A 25,795-nucleotide genomic window follows, 5' to 3' on the forward strand; every position below is an offset into this window, starting at 1 on the left:
CCCGGGACCTGCCCCGGGGACCTCCCCGACCGCCGAGAGCCCCCGGGACCCCCGCATCCCTCAGAGCACGGCCGACGTCCTGATCCCCTTCCACACCTCCGGCAGCCGCGCCTCCACGGTCGCCGCGACCTGCTCCTCACGCCCGTACAGCACCCCGTACGTGAAGGTGTCCTCCCCCGCCGCGTGCGCCACGGCGGACAGCTCGCGCAGGGTCTGGCGGGTCATCACGCTGTCCTGGTGGTCGCCGAGCAGGCTCTGCACCGACTTCATCGACTTGACCAGGGCGGACGCGGGGGAACCGAGGGCGGGTGCGGCGGCCTCGGCCGAGTACCGGGCCCGCTTCGCCTTCTTGCGCGCCTCGTGGACGGCCACGTCGCGCTCGGCGCCGGGTTCGAGGTCGATGGCCCGGTCCACCAGGACCGACAGCTTCCCGAAGTCCTTGTGTACGGCCTTGGCGATCACCTTCTCCGGCTTCCCGGCGGCGTCCGCGCGCAGCGGCGGGTCCGCGACGAGGGCGTCCAGCGCGTCGAGCAGGGCCAGGTAGCGCGCGGAGTCCAGGACGCCGGTCAGCCGGCTGCGTGATCCGCCTCGGCTGGCGTTGGCCCAGGTGTGCAGGCGGGTGCGGAGGGGGCCGTGGACGAGGGTGGGGGGCAGGACGTCGACGGCGGCGGTCAGCCGTTCGGTCATCACCTCGCGGTCGCGGTCGACGCCGAGTTCCCCGGCCAGCCACTTCAGTTCCTCACCCATCGGGTCCGTGACCGTGCGGTCGAGGACCTTCGCGTACGAGCGGAAGGCGCTGCGCGTCCGACGGGTGGCGACCCGCATGCGGTGGACGGAGTCGGGTGCGTCCTGCCGTACGGCGGGGTCGAGTGCGAGCAGTGCGTCCCGCTGCTCGCGGACGTACGCGAGGACGTGGTCGCCCGCGGTCACCGGGTCCGCGGGCGCCGGCTGCGCCGACTGCTTCTTCTTGCCGCCGCCCTTCCGCTTCGGTGCCGTCTCCGCCAGCGCCCGGGCCAGCTTGGACGACGACTTCGAGGGCCGTACGCCCGCCTTCCGCAGCCGCTTGTCGACCTTGTCGAGGAAGGCCGGGTCACCGCCGTCGGCCAGCTCGACCTCCAGCTCGGTCCACTGCGCGGCACCGGCGCCCTCCGCGAGCCCCTCGGCGTGTACGGCGTCCACGCTCACCTCGGCGAGGAGGCGGCCGTCGGCGTCGACGAGGTGGCGCAGGTCGCGGTCGGAGCGCAGCCGGACGACCGGGACCAGTTCGGCGTCCCGGACCCGGGAGCGGACCAGCCCGGCGAGGTCGGGCGGGAGGGTGTCGGCGAGCGGGGCGTGGATCTCGTCGCGGATGTCGGGGGCGACCGGGAACTTGAGGTGCCAGCCGGCGTCCGAGCCGCCGGTGCGGCGGCGCAGGGTGATCTTCGCGGCGGCCAGGCGCTGGTCGGCGGTGTCGTAGTAGGTGGCGTCCAGGTGCGCGACGCCCTTGTCGACGACGGTCGCGACACCGGAGACGCCGGTCAGGTCGGGCAGTCCACTGTCGTCGGATTCGTACTTCCGCTCGATCTCACGCTTTGTGTCCGCCATGACCTGAATGTAATGGGATTCCCTGCTCAGCGGCAGGGCCCGTCGTGTGTGAATCCCGGGGAAACGCAGGGACAACAGGCGATTGCCTACGCCGACATCGGTCGCTGCACCCTGATCGACTGCAACAGCCCCACCGCCACCCACACCGCGAACATGGAGGTGCCGCCGTACGAGACGAAGGGCAGCGGCAGGCCCGTGACCGGCATGATGCCCAGCGTCATGCCGATGTTCTCGAAGGCCTGGAAGGCGAACCACGCCACGATCCCGGCGGCCACGATCGTGCCGTACAGCTCGGTCGTCTCGCGGGCGATGCGGCAGGCCCGCCACAGGACGACGCCGAGCAGCAGGATGATCAGGCCCGCGCCGACGAAGCCGAGCTCCTCCCCCGCGACCGTGAAGACGAAGTCCGTCTGCTGCTCGGGCACGAACTGGCCGGTGGTCTGCGAGCCGTGGAACAGCCCGGAGCCGGTCAGTCCGCCGGAGCCGATCGCGATGCGCGCCTGGTTGGTGTTGTAGCCGACGCCCGCCGGGTCGAGGTCGGGGTTGGCGAAGGCGGCGAAGCGGTTGATCTGGTAGTCGTCCAGGATGTGCAGCTGCCAGACCGCGATCGCGCCCAGCGCACCTGCGGAGATCAGCCCGAACACCCAGCGGTTGGAGGCGCCGGAGGCGAGCAGTACGCCGAGGATGATGATCACCATGACCATGACCGACCCGAGGTCGGGCATGAGCAGCACGACCAGGATCGGTACGGCGGCCAGGCCCAGGGCCTGGAGGACCGTACGGGGGTCGGGGTACTTCTTGTCGCCTGCGTCGACCCGGGCGGAGAGCAGCATCGCCATGCCGAGGATGATCGTGATCTTCACGAACTCCGAGGGCTGGAGCGAGAAGCCGCCGCCGAGCACGATCCAGGAGTGCGCGCCGTTGACCGTGGAGCCCAGCGGGGTGAGCACCAGCAGGATCAGGAAGACCGAGGCGCCGTAGAGGATCGGGACGGCGGTGCGCAGGGTGCGGTGGCCGAGCCAGACGGTGCCGATCATCAGGCAGAAGCCGATGCCGGTGTTCATGAGGTGCCGGAGGAGGAAGTAGTACTGGTCGCCCTGGTTGATCTCGGTGCGGTTGCGGGTCGCCGAGAAGACGAGGACCGCACCGATCATCGACAGGGCGAGCGCGGCCAGCAGTATCGGCCAGTCGAGGCGCCGGGCGAGCGAGTCGCGGGCGAAGATCCGGGTCCAGCCCGCGCGCTCGGGGCCGTAGCCGGAGACGGAGAAGCTGTTGCCGGTCATGTGAGCATCCTCCGGCTGCCTCGCTTACGGGGTCGCCTTCGCGTGTTCTGGTTGGTCGTGGGCGTGTTGGTGGTCGCGCCCGGCTGCGTCTCGTCCGGCGCGGCCGTGCCCTGGTCGGTCGCCTTGAGCTCCTTGACGGGGTCCTTGGCGATCTTCGGGGAGTTGATCGTGCCGTCCGTCCTGACCTTCGGCAGCCCCTTCTGCGGGGTCGGCAGCATCGCCTTCTTCTTGTCGATCGAGCCGTCGGCCTGGACGCCGTAGAGGGCGTTGTAGATCCCGCGCACGGCCTCACCGGAGGCGCCCGAACCGGTACCGGCCTGGGCGATGGTCATGATGACCGTGTAGTCCTTGGAGTAGGTGGCGAGCCAGGACGTGGTCTGCTTGCCGTAGACCTCGGCGGTACCGGTCTTGGCGTGCAGCGGGATCTTGTCCTGCGGCCAGCCGCCGAACTTCCAGGCGGCGGTACCGCGGGTGACCACGCCGGCGAGCGCGGAGTCCATGCCCTTGATGGTCGCCTGGTCGACCGGGAGCTTGCCCACGGGCTTCGGCTTGATCTCCTGGACGGTCTTGCCGTCGGGACTGACGATCGCCTTGCCGATGGTCGGCTGGTACATGGTGCCGCCGTTGGCGAGGGCACCGTAGATCGCGGCCTCCTGGATCGGCGTGACGAGGGTGTCGCCCTGGCCGATGGAGTAGTTGATCGAGTCGCCCTCGCGCATCTTGTTGCCTTCGAGGCAGTTCTCGTACGCGATCTGCTGGACGTACGTGCCGCCCTTCTTGCCGGTCTTGCACCAGTAGGCCTTGTTGGCCTCCCAGGTCTCCTGCTTCCACTTGCGGTCCGGGACGCGGCCGGTGACCTCGTTGGGGAGGTCGATGCCGGTCTCCTTGCCGAGGCCGAACTGGTGGGCCGCCTTGTAGAAGTAGTCCTTGGGCTCACCCTTCTTCGGGTTGATGCCGCCGTCCTTCTTCCACTCGCGGTCGGCGAGACCGTAGAAGACGGTGTCGCAGGAGACCTCCAGGGCGCGGCCCAGCGAGATGGGGCCGAAGCTCTCGCCCTCGAAGTTCTTGAAGACCTGACCGCCCACCGAGTACGAACTGGTGCAGGGGTAGCCGCCGTCCCACTCGTAGCCGGCCTCGACCGCGGCGGCCGTGGAGACCACCTTGAAGGTCGAACCGGGCGCGGACTGACCCTGTATGGCCCTGTTGAGCAGCGGGTAGTCGGAGTTCTTGCCGGTGAGCTTCTTGTAGTCCTTGGCGGAGATGCCGCCGACCCAGACGTTCGGGTCGTAGGTCGGCGCGGACGCCATGGCGACGACCCGGCCGGTCTTGGCCTCCATCACCACGACGGCGCCGGAGTCGGCCTTGTAGTTCTCGCCGGTGATCTTGTCGTACACGTCCCGGGCCTTCTTCATGGCCTGGTTCAGCTCGTACTCGGCGACCCGCTGGACGCGGGCGTCGATGCTGGTGACGAGGTTGGCGCCGGGCACGGCGGCGTCGGACTCGGCCTTGCCGATGACGCGGCCGAGGTTGTCGACCTCGTAGCGGGTGACACCGGCCTTGCCGCGCAGTTCCTTGTCGTACTGGCGCTCGAGGCCCGAGCGGCCGACCTGGTCGGAGCGCAGATAGGGCGAGTCGGTGTCCTGGGCCTTGGTGATCTCGTCGTCGGTGACGGGCGAGAGGTAGCCGAGCACCTGGGCGGTGTTGGACTTGCCCGGGCTCGCGTAGCGGCGCACGGCCTCCGGCTCGGCGGTGATGCCGGGGAAGTCCTCGGCGCGCTCGCGGATCTGCAGGGCCTGCTTGGCGGTGGCCTCGTCGGTGATCGGGATCGGCTGGTAGGGCGAGCCGTTCCAGCAGGGCTTGGGCGTCTGCGCGTCGCAGAGCCGGACCTTCTGGATGACCTCCTGGGGCTTCATCCCGAGGACGCCGGCCAGCTTGGTGAGGACGGCCTTGCCGTCGTCCTTCATCTTCAGCAGGTCGGTGCGGGAGGCGGAGACCACGAGCCGGGTCTCGTTGTCGGCGAGCGGCACGCCGCGCGCGTCCAGGATCGAGCCGCGCACGGCGGGCTGGACGACCTGCTGGACGTGGTTGCCGGACGCCTCCTTGGCGTACTCGTTGCCCTCGCGGATCTGCAGGTACCACAGGCGTCCGCCGAGGGTGCCGAGCAGGGAGAGGACGAGGATCTGGATGACGACGAGCCTGATCTGGACGCGTGGGGTCCGACCGGTCTCGGGGATGTTGGTCACTGCGGCTGCCTCCCCCTCTCAGTGTGTGTCTGTGTCATATCCGACGGACCTGTGAATGGCCGCCGCCAACTCCGGCGCGCTCACAGCCGCTTGACCCCCTTGATGCGGCCCACGCGGGTGGTACGGGCGCGCGCCTTGGTCTTCAGGGAGCCGAGGCCGCCGCGCTGGCCGCCGATCTTCAGGCCGGTGCCGGCCGACAGCCAGCCGGAGGAGATGTCGGTGGCCTTGCCGGCCGCGGAGTTGGTCTCGGCGAGCGGGTCGTTCTCCGCCTTGCGGGCCAGCGCCATGATGCCGGGCACGACGAACGGGGCGAGCAGCAGGTCGTACAGGGCGGCCGAGAACAGCAGGCTGGGCAGGCCGACATGGCGGGCGGCGGTGTCGCCGACGAGGGCGCCCACGCCCGCGTACAGCAGGGTCGAGCCGACCGCGGCGGCGACCACGACGACCATGGGGCCGGTGGCCGACTTGAGCCGGCCGTTCTCCGGTCTGGCCAGGCCCGCGAGATAGCCGACGACGCACAGCACCAGGGCGTAGCGCCCGGCCGCGTGGTCGGCGGGTGGCGCGAGGTCGGCGAGCAGTCCCGCGCCGAAGCCGACGAGGGCGCCGCCGACATGGCCGTAGACCATGGCGAGGCCGAGGACGGTCAGGAGCAGCAGGTCGGGGACGGCACCCGGGAGGTGGAGGCGGGCGAGGACGCTCACCTGGAGCACCAGGGCGACGACGACCAGGGCCGAGGAAAGCAGGATCCGGTTGACGCGCATGGGGGTGACTCAGCTCCTACTGCTGCTCTTGCTGTTGACCGTCGACGGGTGCGCCTGCGGACGGGGTGACCGTGACGGTGACCGTCGGTGTGGGGGTCGGCTTGGGCTTCTTCGGGAGCACCGTGTCCCGCGGGTCCTGCTTGGGGGCCTCCACGACGACGCCGATGACGTCGAGTTTGGTGAAGGCGACGTACGGCGTGACGTAGATGGTGCGGGTCAGGCCGCCCGCGGAGGGTTCGACGCGGGAGACGACGCCGACCGGGACGCCGGGCACGAAGGGCTTGTCGGCCTGCGAGCCGAAGGTGACCAGGCGGTCGCCCTTCTTCACCTCGGCCTTGCCGTTGAGGAGTTCGACGCGCAGCGGGCGGTCGCCCTGTCCGGAGGCGAAGCCGAGTTCGTCGCTGCCCTCCATGCGGGTGCCGACGGTGAAGTCGGGGTCGTTGGCGAGCAGCACGGTGGAGGTGTTGGGTCCTACGGTGGTCACGCGGCCGACCAGACCGTCGCCGTTGAGGACGGTCATGTCGCGCTTGATGCCGTCGTTGGCGCCGATGTCGATGGAGACCGTCCAGGAGAAGCCCTGGGCCGCTCCTATGCCGATGACCTGGGCGCCCTTGATGCCGTACTGGCCCTCGCCGGCGACCTTCAGCATCTTGTCGAGCTGTTTGAGGCGGCTGGCGTTGCGGTCGTCGCTGCCGAGCTTCGCCTTGAGGGCCGCGTTCTCCTGCTCAAGACGGGCGAGCCGGTCGTGCCGCTCGCCCGAGTCGCGGATCGCGGAGACGGCGTTGCCGACCGGGTCGACGGCGGACGACACACCGTTCTCGATCGGGCCGAAGACCGTGGCCGCGGCCTGGCGGGCACCGTCGACCGGCGAATCCTCTCCGCCGCGGATGTCCACCGTGATCAGCGCGAACGCGACGGCGATCAGCAGCACCAGGAGCAGCCGGCTCTCTCGTGTGTCCCTCACGTGCGGCGGCCGTGCCTTCCTCATAGGAATGTGCAGGGGGTGTGTGTGCCATGCAGGTGGTTGTTTGTGCGCGAGCTTATGCCTCTATATCAACGATCCGCCGCACGAGAGGAGATCGTCTCGTACGGCGGAATCGAAGAGTTACGTCATCTGCGCGGCGAGGCGTCGAGAACCTGCTGAAGTGCCTCGAACTCCTCGACGCACTTGCCGGAACCGAGCGCCACGCTGTCCAGCGGGTCCTCGGCGATGTGGATCGGCATGCCGGTCTCCCGGCGCAGCCGCTCGTCCAGGCCGCGCAGCAGGGCGCCGCCGCCGGTCAGGACGATCCCGCGGTCCATGATGTCGCCGGACAGCTCGGGCGGGCACTTGTCGAGGGTGGTCTTCACGGCGTCGACGATCGCGTTGACGGGTTCCTCGATCGCCTTGCGGACTTCGGCGGCGGAGATGACCACGGTCTTGGGCAGGCCGGAGACCAGGTCCCGGCCGCGGATTTCGGTGTGTTCGTCAGCGTCGAGGTCGTACGCCGAACCGATCGTGATCTTGATCTGTTCGGCCGTCCGCTCACCCAGCAGAAGGCTGTACTCCTTCTTGATGTGCTGGATGATCGCGTTGTCCAGTTCGTCGCCCGCGACGCGGATGGACTGGGCGGTGACGATGCCGCCGAGCGAGATGACCGCGACCTCCGTGGTGCCGCCGCCGATGTCCACCACCATGTTGCCCGTGGCCTCGTGGACCGGCAGGCCGGAACCGATGGCCGCGGCCATGGGCTCCTCGATGATGTGCACCTGGCGCGCCCCGGCCTGGGACGACGCCTCGATGACGGCACGGCGCTCGACGCCGGTGATGCCCGAGGGCACGCACACGACGACGCGCGGCCGCGCGAGATACCGCCGCTTGTGGATCTTCAGAATGAAGTAGCGGAGCATTCGCTCGGTGATCTCGAAGTCGGCGATCACGCCGTCCTTCAGCGGGCGCACGGCAACGATGTTGCCGGGGGTCCGCCCGATCATCTTCTTCGCTTCGGCGCCGACCGCCAGAATTCCACCGGTGTTCGTGTTGATCGCGACGACGGACGGCTCGTTGAGTACGATCCCGCGACCCCTGACGTACACCAGCGTGTTGGCGGTCCCGAGGTCGACAGCCATGTCACGGCCGATGAACGACATTGAGTTCCCCATCAGGATTCGTCTGGCCTTCCTGGGAGCTTTTGAGGGCTTTTCAGGTCGGCGAAGTGGGTGCAGTGACGTGAAGGCTTCCATCGTAGACGCGCCTTCGCGAACACCGCGTGAGGGTCTTCGCCATTGTCAGCAGATGATGCGCGGCCCCGCTTGTGGAGACGGCCCATCGGGGGCACTCGTTCCCCCGATCGGCACGCATATGCCGAGGGACGGCCGAAAAGGGCCACCCGTCCCAGGTCAGGAGAGCCCCCCGGCTGACACCCAGTCAGAAACGTCCACGAAAACTCCGTAAGCGGTCACCCGGAGGGCTGTGCGTGGTCTCGGAGGGGCTATGCGTGGTCCGGGAAGAAGATCTTCACCTCGCGCTCCGCCGACTCGACAGAGTCGCTCGCGTGGATCAGGTTCTCCCGCACGATGACGCCGAAGTCGCCGCGGATGGAGCCGGGGGCGGCGGCGATCGGGTCGGTCGGGCCCGCCAGGGCGCGGACGCCCTCGATGACCCGCTCGCCCTCGACGATCAGCGCGACGACCGGACCGGACGCCATGAACTCGACCAGCGGCTCGTAGAAGGGCTTGCCCTTGTGCTCGCCGTAGTGCTGCTCCAGCGTCTCCTGGTCCAGGGTGCGCAGCTCCAGCGCGGCGATCCGCCAGTCGGCCTTGCGCTCGATGCGGCCGATGATCTCGCCGGTCAGGCCACGGCGGACCGCGTCGGGCTTGAGCAGGACGAGGGTGCGCTGAGTCACGGCGGGGCTCCTTGGATCAAGAATCGTGCGGGGTGTTCGAAGATTACAGGGCGTGTCCGGGCCCCTGTCACACAGCGTCAGGTGTAGAGGAGCCCGCTGAGCCCGCCTGCGCGACCGTGGCCGAGGCGGCCTGCTCGGCGAACCTCGCCTTCGCCTCGTCGATCTTTCTGCCGTAGTGCACCGAGGCCCACCACAGGGCCGCGAAGATCGCGCCGAGGAAGAACATCGACGGCACGATGAAGCCGGACGCGATCAGCGCGATCTGCAGGGCCCAGCCCATGGCGATCCCGCCGGGGCGGGTCACCACGGCGCACAGCAGGACGGACAGGAGCATCGCGATGCCACTGACCGTCCACACCGTCGACATGGACAGGTCGGGGTCCTTCATGGCCACCAGACCGGCGAAGCCGATCACGAAGAACTCGCCGATCAGGGTGGAAGAACAGAGCGTACGCACGGGTGGTCAGCCCCTCCCCAGGAGCAGTCGGGCCTCGCCCACTGTGATGACGGAGCCGGTCACGAGCACGCCGCCGCCCGCGAACTCGCCGTCCTCCTCGGACAGCGTGATCGCCGCCTCCAGCGCGTCCGGCAGCCGCGGCTCGACCTGGACGCGGTCCTCGCCGAACACCTCGACGGCGATGCCCGCGAGCTCGTCGGTGTCCATCGCGCGGTGGCTGGAGTTCTGGGTGACGACGACCTCGGCGAAGATCGGTTCGAAGGCTTCGAGCAGCCCCCGCACGTTCTTGTCGGCGCTCGCCCCGACCACGCCGATCAGCCGGCTGAAGTCGAAGGCCTCACCGACCGCCTCGGCGGTGGCGCGGGCGCCGGCCGGGTTGTGCGCCGCGTCCAGCACGACGGTGGGCGAGCGGCGTACGACTTCGAGGCGGCCCGGCGAGGACACGGCCGCGAAGGCCTTGCGGACCGTTTCGAGGTCGAGCGGCTCGGGGCGCTGGGAGCCGACGCCGAAGAACGCCTCGACGGCGGCGAGGGCGACGGCCGCGTTGTGTGCCTGGTAGCCGCCGTGCAGGGGGAGGTACACCTCGCCGTACTCGCCGCCCAGGCCGCGCAGGGTGAGCAGCTGTCCGCCGACGGCGACCTGGCGGGCGACGACTCCGAACTCGAGTCCCTCCCTGGCCACGGTGGCGTCGACGTCGACGGCCTTCTTCAGGAGCACCTGGGCCGCGTCCACCGGCTGCTGGGCCAGGATGACCGTCGCGTCCTGCTTGATGACGCCGGACTTCTCCTTGGCGATCTCGCCGGGCGTCTCGCCGAGCCGGTCGGTGTGGTCCAGGTCGATGGGGGTGACGACGGCGACGTCACCGTCGATCACGTTGGTGGCGTCCCAGGTCCCGCCCATACCGACCTCGACGACGGCCACGTCCACGGGGGCGTCGGCGAAGGCGGCGTACGCCATGCCGGTGAGCACCTCGAAGAAGGACAGGCGGTAGGGCTGCTGCGCGTCGACCATCTCGACGTACGGCTTGATGTCCTCGTACGTCTCGATGAACCGCTCGGCGGAGATCGGGGCGCCGTCCAGACTGATCCGCTCGGTGACCGACTGGACGTGCGGGGACGTGTAGCGGCCGGTGCGCAGCTCGAAGGCGCCGAGGAGGGCCTCGATCATGCGGGCGGTCGACGTCTTGCCGTTCGTCCCCGTGATGTGGATCGAGGGGTACGAGCGCTGGGGGTCCCCCAGGAGATCCATCAGCGCGGCGATGCGGGTGACGCTGGGCTCCAGCTTGGTCTCGCCCCAGCGGCCGGCGAGCTCCGCCTCGACCGCGCGCAGTGCCTTGTCGACCTCCGGGTCCTCGGGACGCGCCGGCACGTCTGCCTCCGGCGGTGCGCCCTGGGTACGCAGGGTGCGGCTGCCGGCCTCGATGACCGCGAGGTCGGGATCGCGGTCGGTCTCGTTGGCGATGATCTCGTCGAAGGGGTCGGTGTCGCTCACGGGCCCCAGTCTACGGAGCCGAACTGACAGCGCGCCCAGGGAGTGGGGTGCGTGGTCTTCGTGGGCGGGTGCGGGTGCGTTGCGGCTGATCGCGCAGTTCCCCGCGCCCTTCAAAGCCGGAGGCCGACGGCGTGCGGCTGCCCCGCAACTCGGCGCCCAAGGAATGGGGTGGCTGGTCCTCGTCGGCGGGTGCGGGTGCGTTGTGGCTGATCGCGCAGTTCCCCGCGCCCCCAAAAACCACAGGCCAGCGGCGCCCAGCCGTCCCGTAACTCAGCGCCCAAGGAATGGGGTGGCTGGTCCTCGTCGGCGGGTGCGGGTGCGTTGTGGCTGATCGCGCAGTTCCCCGCGCCCCCAAAAGCCACAGGCCAGCGGCGCCCAGCCGTCCCGTAACTCAGCGCCCAAGGAATGGGGTGGCTGATCCTCCTCGGCGGGTGCGGGTCCGCCGTGGCTGATCGCGCAGTTCCCCGCGCCCCCAAAAACCACAGGCCAGCGGCGCCCAGCCGTCCCGCGCTCCGAGCGCCCAGAACTCGGTGCCGCGCAGCCCCCGCCCCCCAACCCACTCAGCTCGCCGCCGCGCAGCCTCCAGCCGCCCCATGTCCAACGCCCAGCCGCGCGCAGCCCCTCGCCGCCTCCAACCCACCCAGCTGCGGGCAGTCGTGCCGCTGGGGCGGCGCGGGTGGGCGCGGCGGCGGCCGGCCAGCGCCGGGGAGTGGAACGGCCTGGCGTGTGCGAAGGCCCCGGAGGCTTGGAGCTCCGGGGCCTTCAGTGACGTACAACAGATCCCTACGCGGGCGGCAGCCTGTCCAGCTGGGACTGGATGCGGGCGATGTCCTCGTCCGCCTTTGTCAGGCGGCCTCGGATCTTGTCGACCACGTTGTCGGGGGCCTTGGCCAGGAACGCCTCGTTGCCGAGCTTGGCTGTCGCCTGGGCCTTCTCCTTTTCCGCCGCCGCCAGGTCCTTCGCCAGGCGCTTGCGTTCCGCGCCGACGTCGATCGTGCCGGAGAGGTCCAGAGCGACCTCCGCACCGGAGACCGGCAGGGTGGCCGTCGCCGTGAAGGACTCGCCCTCCGGCTGGAGGCGGAGGAGCTGGCGGATCGCCGCCTCGTGGGGGGCCAGCGCCGTGCCGTCGAGCGTGAGGCGGGCCGGAACCCGCTGGCCCGGCTGCAGGCCCTGGTCCGCGCGGAAGCGGCGGACCTCCGTGATGACGGCCTGGAGCGTCTCGATCTCGCGCTCGGCGGCCTCGTCACGGAAGGCGCTGTCCTTCGGCCACTCCGCGACGACCACCGACTCGCCGGCCGTCAGCGTCGTCCACAACGTGTCCGTGACGAACGGGACGACCGGGTGGAGGAGGCGGAGGGTGACGTCCAGGACCTCGCCCAGGACCCGCTTCGAGACCTCCGCCGCCTCGCCGCCCGCCTGGAACGTCGTCTTCGACAGCTCGACGTACCAGTCGAAGACCTCGTCCCACGCGAAGTGGTAGAGGGCATCGGAGAGCTTGGCGAACTGGAAGTCGTCGTAGAACGCGTCGACTTCGGCCACCGTCTTGTTCAGGCGGGACAGGATCCAGCGGTCCGTCGCCGACATCTCGGACGGGGACGGGAGCGGGCCTTCGATCGTCGCGCCGTTCATCAGCGCGAAGCGCGTCGCGTTCCAGATCTTGTTCGCGAAGTTCCGGGACGCCTGGACCCAGTCCTCGCCGATCGGCACGTCGGTACCGGGGTTGGCGCCGCGGGCCAGGGTGAAACGGACCGCGTCGGAGCCGTACTTGTCCATCCAGTCGAGCGGGTCGACGACGTTGCCGAAGGACTTCGACATCTTCTTGCCGCGCTCGTCACGGACCAGGCCCGTCAACGCGATGGTCTTGAAGGGGACTTCGCCGTCCATCGCGTACAGGCCGAACATCATCATCCTGGCGACCCAGAAGAAGATGATGTCGTGGCCGGTCAGCAGGACGTCCGTCGGGTAGAACTTCCGTAGATCCGCGGTCTGTTCGGGCCAGCCGAGGGTGGAGAAGGGCCACAGGCCGGACGAGAACCAGGTGTCGAGGACGTCGGTGTCCTGGCGCCAGCCCTCGCCCGCCGGCGGCTCCTCGTCGGGGCCGACACAGACGACCTCGCCCTCGGGGCCGTACCAGACGGGGATGCGGTGGCCCCACCACAACTGCCGTGAGATGCACCAGTCGTGCATGTTGTCGACCCAGTCGAAGTACCGCTTCGACATGTCCTCGGGGTGGATCTTGACCCGGCCGTCGCGGACCGCGTCACCGGCGGCCTTGGCGAGCGGGCCGACCTTGACCCACCACTGCATGGACAGCCGCGGCTCGATGGTCGTGCTGCAGCGCGAGCAGTGGCCGACGCTGTGGACGTACGGCCGCTTCTCGGCGACGATCCGGCCCTGCGAGCGCAGCGCGGCGACGATCGCGGAGCGCGCCTCGAAGCGGTCCAGGCCCTCGAAGGGACCGTGGACGGTGATGACCGCGCGCTCGTCCATGACCGTGATCGACTCCAGGCCGTGGCGCTGGCCGATCGCGAAGTCGTTCGGGTCGTGGGCCGGGGTGACCTTGACGGCACCCGTGCCGAACTCGGGGTCGACGTGCGTGTCCGCGACGACGGGGATCGTACGGTCGGTCAGCGGCAGCTTGATGCGCCTGCCGACGAGGTGCTTGTACCGCTCGTCGTCCGGGTGGACGGCGACCGCGGTGTCACCGAGCATCGTCTCCGCGCGGGTGGTCGCGACGACCAGCGTCTCGTCCCCCTCGCCGTACGTGATGGAGACCAGCTCGCCGTCGTCCTCCTGGTACTCCACCTCGATGTCCGAGATGGCCGTCAGACAGCGCGGACACCAGTTGATGATGCGCTCGGCGCGGTAGATCAACTCGTCGTCGTACAGCCGCTTGAAGATGGTCTGGACGGCCTGGGACAGACCCTCGTCCATGGTGAAGCGCTCGCGGCTCCAGTCGACGCCGTCGCCGAGGCGGCGCATCTGGCCGAGGATCCTGCCGCCGTACTCCTCCTTCCACTGCCAGACCCGCTCGACGAACTCCTCGCGGCCCAGGTCCTGGCGGGACTTGCCCTCCTCGGCGAGCTGCTGCTCGACCTTGTTCTGGGTGGCGATGCCGGCGTGGTCCATGCCCGGCAGCCACAGCGCCTCGAAGCCCTGCATGCGCTTGCGGCGGGTGAGGGCGTCCATGAGCGTGTGCTGGAAGGCGTGGCCCAGGTGCAGGGAGCCGGTGACGTTCGGCGGCGGGATGACGATGGTGTACGGCGGCTTCTCGCTCTTCGCGTCGGCGGCGAAGTAACCCCGTTCTACCCAGCGCTCGTACAGCGGTCCCTCTACATCGGCCGGCGCGTACTGAGTCGGCAGTTCGGTGTCGGGCGCTGTGGGCTGCTGCTGAGCATTCTCGGTCACGGGCCCAGTTTAGGGGTGTCGCGGGGGTGTCCCGAAACGCCTTTGTTCTGTAACGGTGCGGCCCCCGATGCAGTGAGGTTCCTGTGCCTGCGCCAGGATGTCAGGGCCACATAAACATCTGGAGGGGAACCCAGTAATGAGTCACGACCAGCCGGGCCCGTACGGCGGGCAGCCCCAGCAGCCCGGTCCGTACGGCCAGCCGGGCCCGTACGGCCAGCAGCCGCCGCAGGCGCCCCAGCCCGGCTACGGCTACCCCCAGCAGCCGCCCACCCAGGCGCAGCCCGGTTACGGCTACCCCCAGCAGCCCCCGCAGGGCGTGCCGCCGCAGCCGAACCCGTACGGCCAGCAGCCTCCTTACGGCCAACAGCCCTACCCGCCGCAGCCGCCGGCCTCCGGTGGCGGCGGCAAGAAGACCGGCGTGATCATCGGCGCGGTGGCGGTCGTGGCGGCGATCGCGGTCGGCGCGTACTTCGTGATCGGCAGCGGCAGCGACAGCGGCTCGGGCAGCGTCAAGGACGACGGCCCGCACAAGCTGACGGCGCCGGCGACGGTGATCAACGGCGAGTACAAGAAGTCGGACAGCGCCGACTCCTCGAACGGGCTGACCGCCGAGGACAAGGCGGACTTCCAGAAGTGGGGGGTCAAGGACCCCAAGGACGCGAGCGCGGGCTACGCGAAGGGCACGGGACTCAGCGCCAAGAACCTCTCCTTCAGCGGCGTCTACGGCACCATCGACGACCCCGAGGCCGTCGTCGACGCGATGTTCGTGAAGCTGAAGAGCGAGTCCGAGAAGGACGAGGGCAGCGGCGACAGCACCGGCAAGATGGTCGGCAGCCCGGAGAAGGTCACGCCGGCCGGCTTCGAGAACGGCGTCATGAAGTGCCAGGTCGCCGAGATCACGAACAACGACTCGTCGGCCACGGACTCGGGCGCCGCCAAGACCATCAAGATGCCGATGTGCATCTGGGGCGACCACAGCACGGTCGCCGCGGTCACGTCCTTCGGCCTCGCCCAACTCGCCAGCGGCGACGGCGGTTCGGTCGCCGACCTGGCCTCCCTGGCGGCGAAGCTCCGCAACGACGTGCGCGTGAAGGCCTGATGACGACGCCGTAGGTTCAACATCGAAGGGGCCCCGGTCAGTTGACCGGGGCCCCTTCGGCTTCGCGTGTGTGCCGCGCGGCGGTTACGCCGTCTTCTGCTCCCCCGGCCCCCGCCCGTTCCGCGCGTCCCGCGGAATGAGCGTCGGGTTCACGTTGGAGTGGACGACGTCCGCCGTGATGACCACGCGAGCCACGTCCTTACGGGACGGGACCTCGTACATCACGGACATGAGGACTTCCTCCATGATGGCGCGCAGGCCGCGCGCGCCGGTCTGGCGGAGGATGGCCTGGTCGGCGATGGCCTCCAGGGCCTCGCGCTCGAAGTCCAGTTCCACACCGTCGAGTTCGAAGAGACGTTGGTACTGCTTCATCAGCGCGTTGCGCGGCTCGATCAGGATCTGGAGCAGGGCCTCGCGGTCCAGGTTGTGGACCGAGGTGATGACGGGGAGGCGGCCGATGAACTCGGGGATCATGCCGAACTTGACCAGGTCCTCCGGCATGACGTCCTCGAACTGGTCCTTGGCCTGCAGCTCCCGCTTCGAGTGGATCGTCGCGCCGAAGCCGATGCCCTTGGCGCCGGCCCGCGACTCGATGATCTTCTCCAGACCGGCGAAGGCACCGCCCACGATGAACAGCACGTTCGTCGTGTCGATCTGGATGAACTCCTGGTGCGGGTGCTTGCGTCCGCCCTGCGGCGGGACCGAGGCCGTGGTGCCCTCGAGGATCTTCAGGAGGGCCTGCTGAACGCCCTCGCCGGAGACATCGCGGGTGATGGAAGGGTTTTCACTCTTCCTGGCGACCTTGTCGATCTCGTCGATGTAGATGATCCCGGTCTCGGCCTTCTTGACGTCGTAGTCCGCCGCCTGGATCAGCTTCAGCAGGATGTTCTCGACGTCCTCGCCGACGTACCCCGCCTCGGTCAGCGCGGTGGCGTCCGCGATGGCGAACGGCACGTTCAGCATGCGGGCCAGGGTCTGGGCGAGCAGCGTCTTGCCGGAACCCGTGGGACCGAGCAGAAGAATGTTGGACTTCGCCAACTCGATCGCGTCGTCACGGCCGTTGGCGCCACCGTTCTCGCCGGCCTGGACGCGCTTGTAGTGGTTGTAGACCGCGACGGACAGGGCCTTCTTCGCGGGCTCCTGGCCCACGACGTAGCCCTCCAGGAACTCGTAGATCTCCCGCGGCTTGGGGAGTTCCTCCCAGCGGACCTCGCTGGTCTCCGCGAGTTCTTCCTCGATGATCTCGTTGCAGAGATCGATGCACTCGTCGCAGATGTACACACCAGGCCCTGCGATGAGCTTCTTGACCTGCTTCTGGCTCTTGCCGCAGAACGAGCACTTGAGCAGATCGCCGCCGTCACCGATGCGTGCCACGGTGTGCTTCCCCTTCGCCTGGGAGACGCCTAGATCCAGCGGCTCCTGGTGCTGCCTTAATCCGACGGTACCTTGCCGGGCCCCCCGTTCGGGCCCCCCTTGGCGCGGTTCACTTTGACGTGCAGCGTGTCAAAGCACATGAACCATGCCAAGGGGCGGCAGACGATACAGCCTTCCGTCTAGGAGACGGCGGCGTTGTTCATCTTCCGGGTGGAGATGATCTGGTCGATCAGACCGTAGGAGAGCGCCTCCTCGGCGGTCAGGATCTTGTCGCGCTCGATGTCCTCGCGGATCTTGTCGATCGGCGTGGTGGAGTGCTTGGCCAGCATCTCCTCCAGCTGCGCGCGCATCCGCAGGATCTCGTTGGCGGCGATCTCCAGGTCGGAGACCTGTCCGCGGCCGGTCTCGCTGTAGGGCTGGTGGATCAGCACGCGCGCGTTGGGCAGCGCCATGCGCTTGCCCGGCGTACCGGCGGCGAGCAGGATCGCGGCGGCGGAGGCCGCCTGGCCCATGCAGACCGTCTGGACGTCCGGCTTCACGAACTGCATCGTGTCGTAGATGGCCGTGAGCGCCGTGAAGGAGCCGCCGGGGCTGTTGATGTAGACCGAGATGTCCCGGTCGGGGTCCATCGACTCCAGGCACAGCAGCTGCGCCATGACGTCGTTGGCGGAGGCGTCGTCGATCTGGACGCCGAGGAAGATCACGCGCTCCTCGAAGAGCTTCGCGTACGGGTCGTACTCGCGCACGCCCTGCGAGGTGCGCTCGACGAAGCGCGGGATGACGTAACGGGACTCCGCCGCGGGACCCGTGTACTCGGCGCGCGTGCGGTCGAACAGGCCGCTGCCGGGGAAGTCGTTCACTGTCTCTCTCCTAGGGGCTGAGGCGGTCGGCTGGGGGCTTGCAGGGGGCCTCAGGCCCCGGTGCCGCCGCCGCCCGGCATGTTGGCTGCCGTCGTGATGACCTCGTCGATGAGGCCGTACTCCTTGGCCTCGTCGGCGTCGAACCAGCGGTCGCGGTCGGAGGCGCGGGTGATCTCCTCGAACGACTGACCGGTGTGCTGGGAGGTCAGCTCCGCCATGCGCTTCTTGGTGTGCAGCAGACGCTCGGCGTGGATCTTGATGTCGGAGGCCGAGCCCGCCAGTCCGGCGGACGGCTGGTGGATCAGGATCTCGGCGTTCGGCAGCGCGAAGCGCTTGCCGGGGGTGCCCGCGCTGAGCAGGAACTGGCCCATGGAGGCGGCGAGGCCCATGGCGATCGTCACCACGTCGTTCTTGATGTACTGCATGGTGTCGTAGATCGCCATGCCGGCCGTGATCGAGCCGCCGGGGCTGTTGATGTAGAGGTAGATGTCCTTGTCCGGGTCAGCGGCGAGAAGCAGCAGCTGCGCGGTGATCTTGTTGGCGATGTCGTCGTCGACCGGCTGGCCGAGGAAGATGATCCGCTCGTTGAGCAGCCGGTTGTAGACCTGGTCGCCGAGGCCACCACCGAAGGAAGGCTCGGCGGCGGAAGGCATCAGATTCGTCACGTATCCACCTGCTCGTCTTACGACGGCGCCGGGCCGTCTTCACGTGTTCCCGTCCGGGGGTTTCGGGGTACTCCCCTGCTCCCCGTATTCATGGACCCTAACGCGCAGGCTCGTCCAGTGAATCCCGGGAAGGGGGGTGTTCGCCGGGGGCGTAGTGCCTCCGGCGGTCCGCAGTCGCCTACTCGCCGTGGTGGACCTGTTTCGTAGGCGGCTCACGGCCGGTGGGGGTTCAGCGCGCAGTTCCCCGCGCCCCTGAGGTCGGCATACCTAGGTAGGCGAACGGGCCCCGGGGTCAAAGTCCCCAGGGCCCGCCCTACGACCTATTGAGGCGCCGTGGCTCAGGCCTCGGTCTTCTCCTCGGCCGGGGTCTCCTCGGCGGCGGCCTCGGTCGCCTCGACCGTCTCCGCGGTCTCGTCCTCGTCGTCGAGGTCGATGACCTCGCCGTTGGTGTCCTTGACCGTGGCGGCCTCGACGACGACCGCCAGGGCCTTGCCGCGGGCGACCTCACCGACGAGGAGGGGGACCTGGCCGCCCTCGACGACGGCCTGGGCGAACTGGTCGGGGGACATGCCGGAGGAGGCCGCACGACGCATGAGGTGCTCGGTGAGCTCCTCCTGGTTGACGTTCAGCTTCTCCTGCTTGACCAGCTCGTCGAGGACGAACTGGGTCTTGATGCCCTTGACCGCGGCCTCACGCGTCTCGGTCTCGAACTCCTCCTCCGTCTTGCCCTGGATCTCCAGGTACTTCGGGAGGTCGAGGCCCATCTGACCGAGCTGGTGGTGCTCCAGGTTGTGCTTGCGGGTGTTGATCTCGTCCTCGAGCAGCTTCTCGGGGACGGGCACCTCGATGAGCTCCAGGAGCTTGTCGAGCACGCGCTCCTGGGCCTGGGTGGCCTGGTCGTACTGCTTCATGTTCTCGAGGCGCTTGCGGCTGTCCGCCCGCAGCTCCTCCAGGGTGTCGAACTCCGAGGCGAGCTGCGCGAACTCGTCGTCCAGCTCGGGCAGTTCGCGCGCGGCGACCTGGGTGACCTTGACGGTGACCTCGGCCTCCTGGCCGGCCGCGGAGCCGCCCTTGAGCTCGGAGGCGAAGGTGGCCTCGGCACCGGACTCGAGGCCCTTGACGGCGTCGTCGATGCCGTCCAGGAGCTCGCCCGAGCCGATGGTGTAGGAGACGCCGCTGGCGATGCCGTCCTCCAGCACCTCGCCGTCGACCTTGGCCTCCAGGTCGATGGTGACGACGTCGCCGTCCTCGGCGGCCCGCTCGACCGGGGAGGTCGACGCGAAGCGCTCGCGGAGCTGCTCGACGGACTGGTCGATGTCCTCTTCGCTGACCTCGACGGCGTCCACCTCGACCTCGATGCCGGAGTAGTCCGGGATCTCGAGGGCGGGACGGATGTCGACCTCGGCCGTGAAGTTCAGCGTCTCGCCGTCCTTCAGGTCCGTGATGTCGACCTCGGGCTGGCCCAGGACGTTGAGCTCGGCCTCGTTGACCGCCTCCGTGTAGAACTTCGGGAGAGCGTCGTTGACCGCCTCCTCCAGGACCGCACCGCGGCCGAACCGCTGGTCGATGACGCGCGCCGGGATCTTGCCCTTCCGGAAGCCCTTCACCGTGACCTGCTGGTTGATCTTCTTGTACGCCGCGTCGAGGCTGTCCTTGAGCTCCTCGAAGGGCACCTCAATGCTGAGCCGAACCCGAGTCGGGTTCAGGGTCTCGACGGCGCTCTTCACGGTTGGGTCTCCTTGGGGGCTGACTTTAGGGATCGTGCCCGGCTGCAGAGACACGCGGGCATGCAGCTTGCATAGTAACGGCAGCGGCGACACGCCCCAAAGGCGATCACGGGACGCGATCACCGGACGTGATCGCGTGAGTGCGCCGGTGTCGACCGGCAGCTGGTCGGGGTGGCGGGATTTGAACCCACGGCCTTCCGCTCCCAAAGCGGACGCGCTACCAAGCTGCGCCACACCCCGTCTGGTGCGACACGTAGGGTACATGCCCGCAGGCCCCGGGATCGCCGCATTTCACCAGCGTCGGTCACCGGCCGGTACGGACGGGAAACGGGGTGTGCGACGAGGGGTGGTGACCCGCTACGATGCCTTGTGTGCCGCGGTCGCTCCGACCTGCGGCGCGTGCTGTGCGGGCGTAGCTCAATGGTAGAGCACCAGTCTTCCAAACTGGCTACGCGGGTTCGATTCCCGTCGCCCGCTCCATACGACCTCGGGGCCCGGTTCGGACGAACCGGGCCCTGCGGCGTTCACGGCACCGCGGGAGACCTAGAACTGGATCGAGTTGATGGTCTCCGCTATGGAGTTCAGGAACCGTTGGATGTCGTCGGCCATGCCGGTCGAGGCGAGGAAGAAGCCGAACAGCACGGCGACGATCGCCGGGCCCGCCTTGATGGATCCCCCCCTGAGCAACACCACCAGGATGATCGCCAACAGCAACACCACTGACAGCGAAATGGCCACAACTCATCACACCCTCGGTCGGTCCGCTCACCCGGCCCGGGGGACGCGACCTCGCGCACCCCGCCAGGACCATCGTGCCACCAACCCGGCCTCCGTATGCGGCGCGTGAGGCATCGTCGGCCACTCCTGTGCCCGACCTTTGCCTTGGCCATGAGCCCCGGAGCGCTCCGACCGGTAATTCGGCAGCATCGTTTCCATACCCACACAGTGTGTTCGCAGGCATTTCGAGCAGAAATTTCAGAGGAGTTGACCGCCTGCCCTTATGCGCCCTTTCGTCGGGATTAAACGTGACAAGCCGGACGTCAAGAAGACCTTCTAGGTGCCTGCAACGCTCCAACCAGGAATAACGCGGCGAGTTTTACGAATACGCGGAGGCGCCACTAAGGTGCCTCAGATGTTCCAAGAGGCGACCCGGCGCACACCCGACAAACAGCGCGACGCGTTCTTCGACAACGCCAAGTACCTGGCGATCGTGCTGGTGGCCATGGGCCACTCGTGGGAGCCGCTGAAGGGCGGCAGCCGCATCCTCGAGGGTGTCTACACGGTCGTGTACGCCTTCCACATGCCGGCGTTCATCATCATCTCGGGCTTCTTCTCGCGCAGTTTCGACATGCGCCCCGACCGCCTCAGGCGGCTGGTCACCGGTGTCCTGGTCCCGTACGTGATCTTCGAGACGGCGTACAGCCTCTTCCAGCGCTACGGCAACGACGACCCGGGCATGCGGATCACGCTGCTCGACCCGTGGTTCCTGACCTGGTTCCTGGTCGCGCTGTTCATCTGGCGGCTGACCACCCCGCTGTGGAAGGCCGTCCGCTGGCCGCTGCCGCTCGCGCTCGGCGTGGCGATGTTCGCGTCCGTCTCGCCGGAGATCGGCGACGACCTGGACCTGCAGCGGGTGTTGCAGTTCCTGCCGTACTTCGTGCTGGGACTGTGCCTGAAGCCGGAGCACTTCCGGATGGTGCGCACCCGCAGGATGCGGATCGTGGCCGTGCCGGTCTTCACCGTCGCGCTGGCGGTCGGCTGGTGGGCGGTGCCGCGGATGAACACCGCGTGGTTCTTCCACCGGGACGCCGCACAGGAGTTGGTGGCGCCCTGGTGGTCCGGGCCGGTCATGGTGCTCGCGCTGTTCGGCTGCTCGGTACTGCTGACCGCCTGCTTCTTCGCCTGGGTGCCGGGCCGCCGGATGTGGTTCACGACGCTCGGCGCGGGCACGCTCTACGGCTATCTGCTGCACGGCTTCGTCATCAAGGCCGGTGAGTACTACGGCTGGTTCGAGCCGAAGTGGCTGCACCGGCCGCTCGGCGAGATCTTCGTGACGCTCGTCGCGGGCGCCGTCATCACCGCGCTGTGCACCGCGCCGGTGCGGCGGGTCTTCAAGTTCGCGATGGAGCCCGAGATGAGGTGGGCCTTCAGGCCCGACCCGGCGGAGGCGGCCCGCGGACGCGACGAGACGCGGGAGCAGAAAGAACAGCGGGAGCAGCGCGAGAAGGTCTCGGCCTAGAGCTCCTCAGTCAGCGTTCACCGTTCACCGTCCAGACCGAGAAGCGCGCGCATCCGTGCGTACTTCTCGGTCAGCCGGGTCCGGGTCGCCTCGTCGTCGAGGCGGGCGATACGCGCCGGGTCCGCGTTGTGCGCCAGGTCCGCGCGCTTCACCAGCAGGGCGCCCGGGGTGTCGAGAATGCGCCGGGCGTACGTCTCCGAGGCCTCCCCCGCCCGCTTGGTGACGGCGAGCACGATGTCCTTCGTACGCCGGCTCAGCGCGGCCTGCTCCAGCCAGTGCGCGGAGAGCGCGTCGTCCTCGACGGCGTCGTGCAGCCAGGCCGCCGCGATCTGGTCGTCGTCGCCGCCCCGCGCGCGTACGCCCTCCGCCACGGCCGCCAGGTGTTCGCCGTACGGCCGTCCCGCCTTGTCGGTCTGGCCCTCGTGGGCGGCGCGGGCGGTGGCCTCGACCTCGGTCAGCGTCATCGTTTCGGTGCCGGTCACTCCTCCAGTGTCTCCTTGCGCAGCGCCGCACGGGCGGGAAGGGTCGCCGCCGTCAGGCCGAGGACGACGATCGCGCCGGCGAAGGAGCCGTAGACCAGCGGCGGGATGTAAGGCCCTTGTCCGGTCAGCCCGTTCATCATCGGGATCAGCGTGGCCAGGGCGATGGCCGTGCCGAGGGCGATGCCCGCGAGAGCGACCAGAAGGGCCTCCCAGCGGATCATGCGCAGCACCTGGCGGCGGGTGGAGCCGATGAGGCGGAGCGTGCCGAGTTCGCCGCGCCGGTCGAGGACGGTCATCACCAGGGTGTTGACGGCGGCGACGGCCGCGAAGCCGCCGAGGACGCCGGCCATCACGCCGTTCGCCCAGGCATTGAGCTCGCGGTCGACGGACTGGGCGGTGGTGTAGTCGGCGCGGTCCAGAACCGTGCCGAAGGCCTTCAACCCCTTCTCCGTACCGCCCTTGGTCCACAGTTCGGTGTCGAAGGCGGAGCTGACGTGGGTGGCGAGGTCGGCGCGGGCCATGGTGACCTGGGACAGCCCCATGCCGCGTCCGTACGTCGCCACGAGCACCGGCGAGGCCTTGGTGCCGTCGGGCAGGCGCAGCGGGAACCGGTCGCCGACCTTGACGTCGGCGTTGTCGGCGAGGGACGCGTCGACGGCGATCTCCCCGCGCCCGAGGGAGAGTCGGCCGTGCTTCACGTCCAGATCCTGTACGGCGGTCAGGTCGCGGACGGAGCCGGTGACGCCCTGTGCGGTGGCCGAGTCCAGGCCGCCGGTGATCGGGACGAGCACGGAGGTCTTCAACAGGCCGACGGCGGCGGTGACTTCGGGGCCGCTCCCGGCCTGTCGTACCGCCTGCGGGGTCAGGCCCGGGTCGGCGGTGACGACATGGTCGGCGAGGAGGCCGGCGTGCTGCTGGTCGGCGGTGACGCGTTCCTCGCTGGTGTGCATGAAGACCAGCACCGAGGAGAAGGCCATCGCGAGCACGATCGGGGTGATCGCGGAGGCCAAGCGGCGGGCGTTGGTACGGGAGTTGGCGGCGGCCAGCGCGGCCGGGGCGCCGGCGCCGCGCAGCGGGAGTCCGAACAGGGCGGCGCAGGCGCGGGCCACGAAGGGACCCAGCAGCGCCACGGCGAGCATGAAGAGGCAGACGATGCCCAGGGCCGCGTTGGCCGCGTCCTCGCCCGTGAGGGAGGCGGACAGGCCCGCGCAGACGCAGCCGCCGGCCGCGGCGGCGATGCCGAGGGGTGTGCGGATCCAGCCGGGGCGCAGCCGTTCCACCGACGCCTCGGTGAGCGCCTGGCCCGGTTTGATGCGGGAACTGCGGTGTGCGGCCATGTATCCGGCGCCGAGGGCGGTGAGCAGGACCGCGCCGGTCGCGGAGACGAGCGGGATCCAGGAGACGGCGAAGTCGACGGCCTGCGGTACCGCGCCCTTGTCCTTCAGCTGGCCGAACCACCAGCGGGCCAGGGCGATTCCGGGCAGGCAGCCGAGGGCGCCGGCGAGCGGGGCGATCAGGAGGGTCTCGGTGGCGATCGTGCGGCGGATCTGGCGCGGGGTGGTGCCGAGGGCCCGCAACAGGGCGAATTCGCGGGCGCGTTGGCCCACGGCGAGGGCGACGGTGCCGGCGGCGGTGAAGACGGCGACCATCGTGGCGACGCCGCCGAAGGAACCGCCGATGCCCATCAGCACCTCCTTCGCCTCGGCCAGCGTCGGGTCCTGGACACCGCCTCGGTCGGTGCCGGTGTGGACCTCGGCCCGGTCGCCGAGGGCGTGCGCCACCTGGGACTTGAGGGTCCCCGTCCCGACCCCGTCCTTCGGGAGCACCGCGACGGCGTCGATCTTCCCGGGGTGACCGGAGACCCGCAGCGCGTCGGAGTCGGCGAGCCAGGCGGTGCCGGCGCGGGTGCCGGTGGTACCGGAGACGAGGTAAGTGCGGCTTCCGTCGGGGGTGTTGAGGCTGACGCGCTCCCCGACGGAGGCCGTCTTCCCGCTCAGGACGATCTCGCCGGGGTGCGGTGCGCGGCCGACGGTGAGCCGCTCGCCGGTGAAGGTGGTGGAGGTCCAATTGTGGGCGGTGAGGGGGCCGTTGGGGCCGCCGACGGGGAAGGTGACGTCGGCGACGGCGGCGCGTGCGCCGGGTGCCGAGGCGGCCCTGGCCACGAGCGAGTCGTCGAGCCGAGCCCGGTCGGTGATCGGTTCGCTGTCCGCGCCGTCGCCGTGTCCGTAGTGGGCGCGTTGCTCGGCGGCGGCCACGACGGGGGCGGCGGCGTACCGGCCGGCCGGGACCTCGGCCCGTATGCCGGTCTCCAGGAGGATGCCGCAGGCCGACGTGATCATCGCGGCCATGGCGAGCGCGATGAACGTACCGACGAACGCGGAGGGCCGGAAGCGGAGGGCCGCACGGGCGAGGCCGTTGGGCGCGAACATCACGCCGCCGCCGGTGCGTAGGTCGGGCGGGTGGTGAGGGCCGTCATGCGGGACGCGATCGTTGAGGCCGGGGCGCGGTTGAGGTGGTCGGCTATCTCGCCGTCCGCGAGGAACAGGACGCGGTCGGCCCAGGCGGCGGCCGTGGGGTCGTGGGTGACCATGACGACCGTGGCGCCGTGGGTGTCGACGGCGTCGCGGAGCAGGGCGAGGATCTCGGCGGCCGTCGTGGTGTCCAGGGCGCCGGTGGGCTCGTCGGCGAAGACCACGTCGGGGCGGGTGACCAGGGCGCGGGCGATCGCGACGCGCTGCTGCTGGCCGCCGGAGAGCTGGCCGGGGCGGCGGCGGGCCTTGTCGGCGAGGCCGACCTGGGCGAGTACCTCGGCGGCGCGGCGGCGGTCGGGGCGGTGGCCCGCCAGGCGGGTCGGCAGGACGACGTTCTGCTCGACGGTGAGGGACGGCAGGAGGTTGAAGGCCTGGAAGACGAAGCCGAGGCGGGTGCGGCGCAGCGCGGTGAGCTTGTTCTCCTTCATGCCGGTGATGTCCGTGCCGCCGAGGCGGACGGTGCCGCGGGTGGGGCGGTCGAGGCCGGCCGCGCACTGGAGGAACGTGGACTTGCCGGAGCCGGAGGGGCCCATCACGGCGGTGAAGCTGCGGCGCGGGAGGGTGAGGTCGATGCCGCGCAGGGCGTGTACGGCGGTGCTGCCGCGGCCGTAGCGACGGGTCACTCCGTGGAGTTCGACCGCCCACTCGCCCGGCGCGTCCGGCATGCCTGATTTCTTCCGGTCCGATGACATGTCTCGAACGTACG

General features: G+C 69.5%; 20 protein-coding genes and 2 tRNA genes. 3 read left to right on the forward strand and 19 right to left on the reverse strand.

Annotation, left to right across the window (positions count from 1 at the left end; translation table 11 throughout):
• Positions 1-60: 60 nt before the first annotated feature.
• From ACIP6U_RS23540 to ACIP6U_RS23585, 10 genes are all read right to left on the reverse strand, one after another.
• Positions 61-1,584: a CHAD domain-containing protein gene (locus ACIP6U_RS23540; protein ID WP_401721055.1), complete on the reverse strand. Its 1,524-nt coding sequence runs from the start codon at positions 1,582-1,584 to the stop codon at positions 61-63.
• An 86-nt stretch (positions 1,585-1,670) separates the two neighbouring features.
• Positions 1,671-2,867, reverse strand: a complete 1,197-nt coding sequence (gene rodA / locus ACIP6U_RS23545) for a rod shape-determining protein RodA (protein ID WP_401721058.1) — start codon at positions 2,865-2,867, stop codon at positions 1,671-1,673.
• The gene (gene mrdA, locus ACIP6U_RS23550; RefSeq protein ID WP_401721061.1) at positions 2,864-5,110 is read right to left on the reverse strand and encodes a penicillin-binding protein 2; all 2,247 of its coding nucleotides are present in this window, start codon (positions 5,108-5,110) and stop codon (positions 2,864-2,866) included. Before mrdA ends, rodA begins: the two co-directional genes overlap by 4 nt.
• A gap of 80 nt (positions 5,111-5,190) precedes the next feature.
• Complete coding sequence (gene mreD, locus ACIP6U_RS23555) at positions 5,191-5,871, reverse strand: rod shape-determining protein MreD (protein ID WP_401721064.1); 681 nt, start codon at positions 5,869-5,871, stop codon at positions 5,191-5,193.
• Positions 5,872-5,887: 16 nt separating this feature from the next.
• A complete protein-coding gene (gene mreC / locus ACIP6U_RS23560; protein WP_401721067.1) occupies positions 5,888-6,835 on the reverse strand; it encodes a rod shape-determining protein MreC in 948 nt (315 codons plus the stop codon).
• Between the two features lie 146 nt (positions 6,836-6,981).
• On the reverse strand, positions 6,982-8,001 hold the full coding sequence (locus ACIP6U_RS23565; protein WP_123999956.1) for a rod shape-determining protein: 1,020 nt from the start codon (positions 7,999-8,001) through the stop codon (positions 6,982-6,984).
• Between the two features lie 341 nt (positions 8,002-8,342).
• Positions 8,343-8,756, reverse strand: a complete 414-nt coding sequence (ndk, locus tag ACIP6U_RS23570) for a nucleoside-diphosphate kinase (RefSeq protein WP_401721070.1) — start codon at positions 8,754-8,756, stop codon at positions 8,343-8,345.
• 67 nt (positions 8,757-8,823) lie between these two features.
• Positions 8,824-9,213 (reverse strand): DUF4233 domain-containing protein, encoded by a 390-nt coding sequence (locus tag ACIP6U_RS23575; protein WP_401721073.1) that lies wholly within the window; start codon positions 9,211-9,213, stop codon positions 8,824-8,826.
• A gap of 6 nt (positions 9,214-9,219) precedes the next feature.
• Entirely contained in the window at positions 9,220-10,704 is a 1,485-nt protein-coding gene (locus ACIP6U_RS23580) for a bifunctional folylpolyglutamate synthase/dihydrofolate synthase (RefSeq protein WP_401721075.1), read from the reverse strand.
• A 783-nt stretch (positions 10,705-11,487) separates the two neighbouring features.
• Complete coding sequence (locus ACIP6U_RS23585; RefSeq protein ID WP_401721078.1) at positions 11,488-14,112, reverse strand: valine--tRNA ligase; 2,625 nt, start codon at positions 14,110-14,112, stop codon at positions 11,488-11,490.
• 136 nt (positions 14,113-14,248) lie between these two features.
• Between ACIP6U_RS23585 and ACIP6U_RS23590 the strand changes: the two genes are divergently transcribed.
• A complete protein-coding gene (locus tag ACIP6U_RS23590; RefSeq protein WP_401721081.1) occupies positions 14,249-15,211 on the forward strand; it encodes a hypothetical protein in 963 nt (320 codons plus the stop codon).
• Between the two features lie 84 nt (positions 15,212-15,295).
• On the opposite strand, the gene clpX is transcribed toward ACIP6U_RS23590, so the two are convergent.
• From clpX to ACIP6U_RS23615, 5 genes are all read right to left on the reverse strand, one after another.
• Positions 15,296-16,585 (reverse strand): ATP-dependent Clp protease ATP-binding subunit ClpX, encoded by a 1,290-nt coding sequence (clpX, locus tag ACIP6U_RS23595; protein WP_280876679.1) that lies wholly within the window; start codon positions 16,583-16,585, stop codon positions 15,296-15,298.
• 179 nt (positions 16,586-16,764) lie between these two features.
• Positions 16,765-17,445 carry an ATP-dependent Clp protease proteolytic subunit gene (locus ACIP6U_RS23600; RefSeq protein ID WP_401721084.1) on the reverse strand — a complete coding sequence of 227 codons (681 nt, stop codon included), beginning with the start codon at positions 17,443-17,445 and terminating at the stop codon, positions 16,765-16,767.
• A 50-nt stretch (positions 17,446-17,495) separates the two neighbouring features.
• Complete coding sequence (locus ACIP6U_RS23605) at positions 17,496-18,098, reverse strand: ATP-dependent Clp protease proteolytic subunit (RefSeq protein ID WP_124000436.1); 603 nt, start codon at positions 18,096-18,098, stop codon at positions 17,496-17,498.
• Between the two features lie 350 nt (positions 18,099-18,448).
• Positions 18,449-19,837: a trigger factor gene (gene tig, locus ACIP6U_RS23610; protein WP_401721087.1), complete on the reverse strand. Its 1,389-nt coding sequence runs from the start codon at positions 19,835-19,837 to the stop codon at positions 18,449-18,451.
• A gap of 163 nt (positions 19,838-20,000) precedes the next feature.
• Positions 20,001-20,077, reverse strand: a tRNA-Pro gene (locus ACIP6U_RS23615).
• A 166-nt stretch (positions 20,078-20,243) separates the two neighbouring features.
• Between ACIP6U_RS23615 and ACIP6U_RS23620 the strand changes: the two genes are divergently transcribed.
• Positions 20,244-20,317: transfer RNA gene (locus tag ACIP6U_RS23620), tRNA-Gly, on the forward strand.
• A gap of 63 nt (positions 20,318-20,380) precedes the next feature.
• On the opposite strand, the gene ACIP6U_RS23625 is transcribed toward ACIP6U_RS23620, so the two are convergent.
• On the reverse strand, positions 20,381-20,575 hold the full coding sequence (locus ACIP6U_RS23625) for a hypothetical protein (RefSeq protein ID WP_123999966.1): 195 nt from the start codon (positions 20,573-20,575) through the stop codon (positions 20,381-20,383).
• 394 nt (positions 20,576-20,969) lie between these two features.
• Between ACIP6U_RS23625 and ACIP6U_RS23630 the strand changes: the two genes are divergently transcribed.
• Positions 20,970-22,076, forward strand: a complete 1,107-nt coding sequence (locus ACIP6U_RS23630; RefSeq protein WP_401721091.1) for an acyltransferase family protein — start codon at positions 20,970-20,972, stop codon at positions 22,074-22,076.
• Between the two features lie 17 nt (positions 22,077-22,093).
• Here the strand turns inward: ACIP6U_RS23630 and ACIP6U_RS23635 are convergent, their stop codons facing one another.
• The 3 genes from ACIP6U_RS23635 to ACIP6U_RS23645 are packed head-to-tail and all read right to left on the reverse strand — an operon-like array spanning position 22,094 to position 25,781.
• Positions 22,094-22,540, reverse strand: coding sequence for an HD domain-containing protein (locus tag ACIP6U_RS23635; RefSeq protein ID WP_401721489.1), 447 nt, complete (start codon positions 22,538-22,540; stop codon positions 22,094-22,096).
• A 14-nt stretch (positions 22,541-22,554) separates the two neighbouring features.
• Positions 22,555-24,987, reverse strand: a complete 2,433-nt coding sequence (locus ACIP6U_RS23640) for an ABC transporter permease (RefSeq protein WP_401721093.1) — start codon at positions 24,985-24,987, stop codon at positions 22,555-22,557.
• Complete coding sequence (locus ACIP6U_RS23645; RefSeq protein WP_401721095.1) at positions 24,987-25,781, reverse strand: ABC transporter ATP-binding protein; 795 nt, start codon at positions 25,779-25,781, stop codon at positions 24,987-24,989. The genes ACIP6U_RS23640 and ACIP6U_RS23645 overlap by 1 nt, the downstream gene beginning before the upstream one ends.
• Positions 25,782-25,795: the final 14 nt, after the last annotated feature.

This window comes from Streptomyces sp. NPDC088794, from assembly GCF_044750545.1.
GTDB lineage: Bacteria > Actinomycetota > Actinomycetes > Streptomycetales > Streptomycetaceae > Streptomyces.

What these genes read in the sequence shown, in the direction of transcription:
- ACIP6U_RS23605 (WP_124000436.1), bottom strand. Translation starts at nt 18,098, where the DNA reads ATGCCTTCCGCCGCCGAGCCTTCCTTCGGTGGTGGCCTCGGCGACCAG.
- ACIP6U_RS23645 (WP_401721095.1), bottom strand. Translation starts at nt 25,781, where the DNA reads ATGTCATCGGACCGGAAGAAATCAGGCATGCCGGACGCGCCGGGCGAG.
- ACIP6U_RS23635 (WP_401721489.1), bottom strand. Translation starts at nt 22,540, where the DNA reads ATGACGCTGACCGAGGTCGAGGCCACCGCCCGCGCCGCCCACGAGGGC.
- ACIP6U_RS23630 (WP_401721091.1), top strand. Translation starts at nt 20,970, where the DNA reads ATGTTCCAAGAGGCGACCCGGCGCACACCCGACAAACAGCGCGACGCG.
- ACIP6U_RS23565 (WP_123999956.1), bottom strand. Translation starts at nt 8,001, where the DNA reads ATGTCGTTCATCGGCCGTGACATGGCTGTCGACCTCGGGACCGCCAAC.
- ACIP6U_RS23540 (WP_401721055.1), bottom strand. Translation starts at nt 1,584, where the DNA reads ATGGCGGACACAAAGCGTGAGATCGAGCGGAAGTACGAATCCGACGAC.
- ACIP6U_RS23590 (WP_401721081.1), top strand. Translation starts at nt 14,249, where the DNA reads ATGAGTCACGACCAGCCGGGCCCGTACGGCGGGCAGCCCCAGCAGCCC.
- mreD (WP_401721064.1), bottom strand. Translation starts at nt 5,871, where the DNA reads ATGCGCGTCAACCGGATCCTGCTTTCCTCGGCCCTGGTCGTCGTCGCC.
- rodA (WP_401721058.1), bottom strand. Translation starts at nt 2,867, where the DNA reads ATGACCGGCAACAGCTTCTCCGTCTCCGGCTACGGCCCCGAGCGCGCG.
- ACIP6U_RS23640 (WP_401721093.1), bottom strand. Translation starts at nt 24,987, where the DNA reads ATGTTCGCGCCCAACGGCCTCGCCCGTGCGGCCCTCCGCTTCCGGCCC.